Source organism: Kitasatospora sp. NPDC036755 (assembly GCF_040636595.1).
Taxonomy (GTDB): domain Bacteria; phylum Actinomycetota; class Actinomycetes; order Streptomycetales; family Streptomycetaceae; genus Kitasatospora.
Genome location: NZ_JBEZUT010000459.1, coordinates 1 through 5,200, shown reverse-complemented (window position 1 = coordinate 5,200; position 5,200 = coordinate 1). Strand labels below are relative to the sequence as shown.

Annotated in this window: 3 protein-coding genes and 1 pseudogene; all 4 read right to left on the bottom strand. The window is 74.0% G+C overall.

Annotated features, from left to right (window positions below):
* Positions 1-262: pseudogene (locus tag AB0E96_RS37900) on the bottom strand (hypothetical protein); the annotation flags it as partial.
* Between the two features lie 41 nt (positions 263-303).
* Positions 304-1,470: a ParA family protein gene (locus AB0E96_RS37895; protein WP_359830920.1), complete on the bottom strand. Its 1,167-nt coding sequence runs from the start codon at positions 1,468-1,470 to the stop codon at positions 304-306.
* Between the two features lie 326 nt (positions 1,471-1,796).
* Positions 1,797-2,912, bottom strand: coding sequence for an alanine dehydrogenase (ald, locus tag AB0E96_RS37890; RefSeq protein ID WP_359830918.1), 1,116 nt, complete (start codon positions 2,910-2,912; stop codon positions 1,797-1,799).
* 262 nt (positions 2,913-3,174) lie between these two features.
* On the bottom strand, positions 3,175-5,200 hold a 2,026-nt coding region (locus AB0E96_RS37885), incomplete at its 5' end, for an ATP-binding protein (protein WP_359830916.1).

The window sequence follows — 5,200 nt, the reverse complement described above, 5'->3', positions numbered from 1 at the left end:
TGCCACGCCCGCCCGGGGCGGTCTTCCCGGCCGCGGCGGCGCCTGCGGCGGGGGCGGGCCCGGGGGCCGTGCCGGACCGCTGCGCGGGCGCCGGTACCGAGGCGCCCGCCTGCTGCTCCGGCGTCACCTGCCGGTCGTCCTGGGCGCCCTGGGCGGACGCGGCGCCCTCGGTGCCGTCCGGTTGGCCGGTGACGGTCCGCGCGGTCTCCGGTCTGGATGCCTCGGCGGCCGGACGCGGCGCGAGGGAGGGCGACAGCGCCATCCCTCCCGTGGTCCGGAACAGCTCGTCGGCACCCGGGAGACTCACTCGGCGGGGCGGCACCGGTCGAGCACCTCCCTGGCGAGCTGACGGTAGGCGGCGGCACCGACCGAGTTGGTCGCGTACGTCGTGATGGGCTCGCCGGCGACGGTGGTCTCCGGGAAGCGCACGGTCCGCCCGATGACGGTGTGGAAGACGTGCTCGCCGAACGCCTCGACGACGCGCGCCAGCACCTCTCGGCTGTGCACGGTGCGCGAGTCGTACATGGTGGCGAGGATGCCGTCCAGGCGCAGCTCGGGGTTGAGCCGCTCGCACACCTTCTCGATGGTCTCGGTGAGCAGCGCGACACCGCGCAGTGCGAAGAACTCGCACTCCAGCGGGACGATCACGCTGTGAGCGGCCGTCAGCGCGTTGACCGTCAGCAGGCCCAGCGAGGGCTGGCAGTCGATGATGACGTAGTCGTAGTCGGGCAGCAGCGGCTTCAGTGCGCGCGCCAGCGCGGACTCCCGGGCCACCTCGCTGACCAGCTGCACCTCGGCGGCGGAGAGGTCGATGTTGGACGGCAGCAGGTCCATGCCGGGGACCGCCGTCTTCAGCAGCACTTCATCGGCCGTCAGGCCCCGCTCCATGAGCAGGTTGTAGACGGTGACGTCGAGCTCCATCGGGTTGACGCCGAGTCCGACCGAGAGCGCGCCCTGCGGGTCGAAGTCGACGAGCAGCACCCGGCGGCCGTACTCGGCCAGTGCCGCGCCCAGGTTGATGGTCGACGTGGTCTTGCCGACGCCGCCCTTCTGGTTGCACATGGCGATGATCTGGGCGGGGCCGTGCTCGCCGACCGGCGCGGGGATCGGGAAGTACGGCAGCGGACGGCCGGTCGGGCCGACCCGCTCGCGGCGCTGGCGCGCGGCGTCGGGGGCCAGCGTGGCGGCGTACTCCGGGTCCGGCTCGTACTCGGCGTCCGGGTCGTCGTAGGCGCCGTAGGCGAACTCGCCGTAGGCCAGGCCGTAGGCCGCCAAGTCGGCGTCGTGATCGGTCACCGTGGTCACCTGTGCTGTGTTCTGGCGTGCTTCGAAGGTACGGAGTGCGACCGAGCCGACCTCGGCCGAGCCCACGGAGGGCTGCCGGGCCCCGGGCTCCTCACTCGGCTGGCCGGCGGTGAGCTCCGCCAGTCCTGGCTGACCACCCCCGGGAGCAATTGTCGACTCATTCACAAGTCGTCTTACCTCCTTGGGCATCCAGGACTCTATGTCGATTCGTCAGCGTGGCAGCATGCCGACGGTTTGCGACTCTAGGCCGTTCAAGGCGTTCGCAGCAACACAATCCACGGTAGTCGGCAGGATGTGTCGACTATCGAGCGGGCTGCTGTCAAGGGATGAGAGGGTCACCGGCCCCAACGTTTCTGCGGGCGGGTGACGTGACCGACAGACATTGACGACAGAGCGACGAACCCGATCCGTCCGCCGTTCACGGGCACGGCGAAGCCCCCGGCCCGAAGTGATCGGGTCGGGGGCGAACGACCGCCGGGCGGTCAGGGGGTTCAGGCGAGGACGCTCTCCAGGGAGACCGACTCCAGGCCGAAGGCCTCGGCCACGGCCGGGAAGGTGATCTGGCCCTCGTGGACGTTCAGACCCTTGGCGAGCGCGGCGTCGCGGCGCAGCGCGTCCTTCCAGCCGCGGTTGGCCAGCTCCAGCACGTACGGCATGGTGGCGTTGGTCAGCGCGTAGGTGGAGGTGTTCGGGACGGCGCCCGGCATGTTGGCCACGCAGTAGAAGACCGAGTTGTGGACCTTGAAGGTCGGGTCGTCGTGCGTGGTGGCGTGCGAGTCCTCGAAGCAGCCGCCCTGGTCGATGGCGATGTCGACGAGCACGGAGCCCGGCTTCATGCGGGAGACCAGCTCGTTGGTGACGAGCTTCGGGGCCTTGGCGCCCGGGATCAGCACGGCACCGACGACCAGGTCGGCCTCCAGGACGGCCTTCTCCAGCTCGAAGGAGTTCGACACGATGGTCTTGACCTTGGTGCCGAAGATGCGGTCGGCCTCGCGCAGCTTGTTGATGTCGCGGTCCAGCAGGGTCACCTCGTAACCCATGCCGACGGCGATGGTGGCGGCGTGCCAGCCGGAGACGCCACCGCCGATGACGACGGCCTTGGCCGGGTGGGTGCCGGGGACGCCGCCCGGCAGGGTGCCGCGGCCGCCGGCCGGACGCATCAGGTGGTACGAGCCGACCTGCGGGGCCAGGCGGCCCGCGACCTCGGACATCGGGGCGAGCAGCGGCAGCGCGCCGTTCGACAGCTGCACGGTCTCGTACGCGATGGCGGTGGTGCCCGAGGCGATCAGCGCGTCGGTGCCGGCCCGGTCGGCCGCCAGGTGGAGGTACGTGAAGAGGGTCTGCCCCTTGCGCAGCCGGTGGTACTCGGAGGCGATGGGCTCCTTGACCTTCAGCAGCAGGTCGGCGGTGGCCCACACCTCGTCGGCGGTGGGGAGGATGGTGGCGCCGGCGGCCACGTACTCCTCGTTCGGGATCGAGGAGCCGAGACCGGCGTTGTCCTCGATGTAGACCTCGTGCCCGTTGCGGACCAGCTCATGCACGCCGGCGGGCGTGATGGCCACGCGGTACTCGTGGTTCTTGACCTCGCGGGGGATGCCGACCTTCACGACTGAACACGTCCTCTTGCCATGGGGGTCCCGACCGGAGAAGACCGGTGGGCGACGCGCACGTGGGGAAGCCTCCGGGACAGCCCGGGGCGGGGATCGCTGCGCGACTGAGTCCGAGTGTAATGAAGCCCAGTCGGCGTGTCAGCCTTCCAAAGTGAATAATTTTCCCGCGCGCATTGGCAGGTTCGTAGGCTTCCCCTGCGACTTACCCGCCAAAGACGTCACTACCGGACATCTTCGACAATACCCCCGAAAGGGCCCATCACCACCCGGCGTCGACGCGTTCCCGCAGGTCCGCCAGGGCGGATCCGATGGCCTCCCGGCCCCGCTCGTCCCCCAGCCGCCGCAGCACCGCGAGCGCGGCCCGGTACTCCCGGTCGGCCTCGTCGAAGCGGCGCTGCGCGGTGTGCGCCTCGGCCACCCGGGCGAGCAGCCGGGCCTCGGCCGCGTGGTCGCCCAGCGCCTGCCGCAGTCCCAGCGCCCGGCCGTACCAGTCGGCGGCCCGCACCGCGTCGCCGAGCGCCCGGTGACAGTTCGCGGCGCTCTCCAGGGCCCTGGCGCAGAGCGGCTCGTCGTCGGCCTTCCGGGCGTGCTCCAGGGCGGCCCGGTAGTGGACGGCGGCCGGATCCCAGCGGCCCGCCGAGGCCTGGAGGTCGCCCAGGTTGAGCAGCGCGGCCGAAGCCCGGCGCGGCCGGCCGTTGCGCTCGGCGACGGTCAGCACCAGCTCGTGCAGCCGGTAGAGGTCGGTGGGGGCGGCGGCCCCGGTCAGCGGCAGCGTCCGCAGCAGCGCGGTGACCAGCCGCCCGGCCGAACCGTCCAGGTCGCCCTGGCCGATCGCGTCGGCCACCGCGCCGAGCAGCAGCTCCCGCTCGCCGAGCAGCCACTCGCGGGCGTGCTCGGCCGAGCGCAGCCGCAGCGGGGCGGGCAGCGGCTCCGGGCTCGGGCCCGCCGCCGGGTCGAGCAGCGCGCGGGCCGACTCGGTGAGCCGGACCAGCCGCTCCAGCAACCGGGCCCGGGCGAGCTCGGTCTCGGCCGGCCGGTCCTCCTGCTCGCGCAGCCGGACCAGCCGGGGGTAGAGCCGCCCGGGCACCCGGTAGCGGGGGGTGCCGTCGGCGGTCGGCGCCTCCTCGCCGAGCAGCTCCCGCTCGGCCAGCGCGGCCAGCGTCACGGCCGCGTCCGGCACCGGGCAGCCGACCAGGGCGGAGGCGGTGCGCGGGTCGGCGGTCTGCGCCGGGGCCAGGGTGAGGGTGCGCAGCATCCGCGCCTGGGCGGCCGGCAGCCCGCGGTACAGCAGGGTGAACGCCCCGAGCAGCGGATCGTTGTCGGGCACGGGCACCGGCTCGGCCGGCTCCGGGCCGGGCTTCACCCAGGCCGCCGGGTCACCGGCCGACTCGGCCACCGCGGCCGTGGCCGTCGCGGCGGGCTCGCCGGCCCGGCCCTGCGCGGGGCCGCCCGAGGCCGCCCTCCCCTGCACGGGGCTCCCCGGAGCGGGCTTCGCCGGGGAGGGCTTCGCCGTCCGCTCCCCCTCCCTGTTCTTCGGTGCCCCGCCCTTCTCCTTCTCCTTCGCCGCACCGGCCGGCTCCGCGGAAGCCCCCGCGACCGCCGTCTCCTCCCCCACCACCCGGTTGAGCTCGCGCGCCGCCTCGGTGACCGCGATCTTCGGGTTCGCCCGCAGCCACCCCGCCATCAGCCGCAGCGCGGCCGGCCGGGCGGCGCAGGCCTCGGCCAGGTCGGCCCCGCCCACCGGGTCGCAGGAGATCCGGGTGCCGCCGACCAGGTCGGCCAGCAGCTCCCCGGAGGCCTGCCGGTCCAGCCCGCCGAGGATCACCGGGTCGATGTCCTCGATCCCGGTGAGCGGCCCGGCCGTGGTGGCGAGCACCAGGCACCCGGGCTCGTCGGCGAGCAGCGGCCACACCTGCCCGGCGTCGCGGACGTCGTCCAGCACGAGCAGCACCCGCAGCCCGGCGAGCGCCTCGCGCAGCGCCACGCAGCCCGGTTCGTCCCGCCCGTCCTCGCCGGCCCCGGGGAGCGGCACCGCGGTCTGCGGGTCGAGCTGCTCCAGCAGCAGCCGGGCGGCCCGGGCGGGCGGCACCCGGCCGCCGTCCGGGGCGGACAGCCGGACGAACAGCACGCCGTCCGGGTAGGAGGCGGCGACGGTACGGGCGAAGCGGGCGGCCAGCACGGTCCGTCCGGAGCCGGGGCGCCCGGCCAGCGCCCTCCTCACCGCGTACCACCGCACCGAGGGCTCGCGCCGCCGGGCCCGGGTGCACCTGGACCGCAAGAGCGGC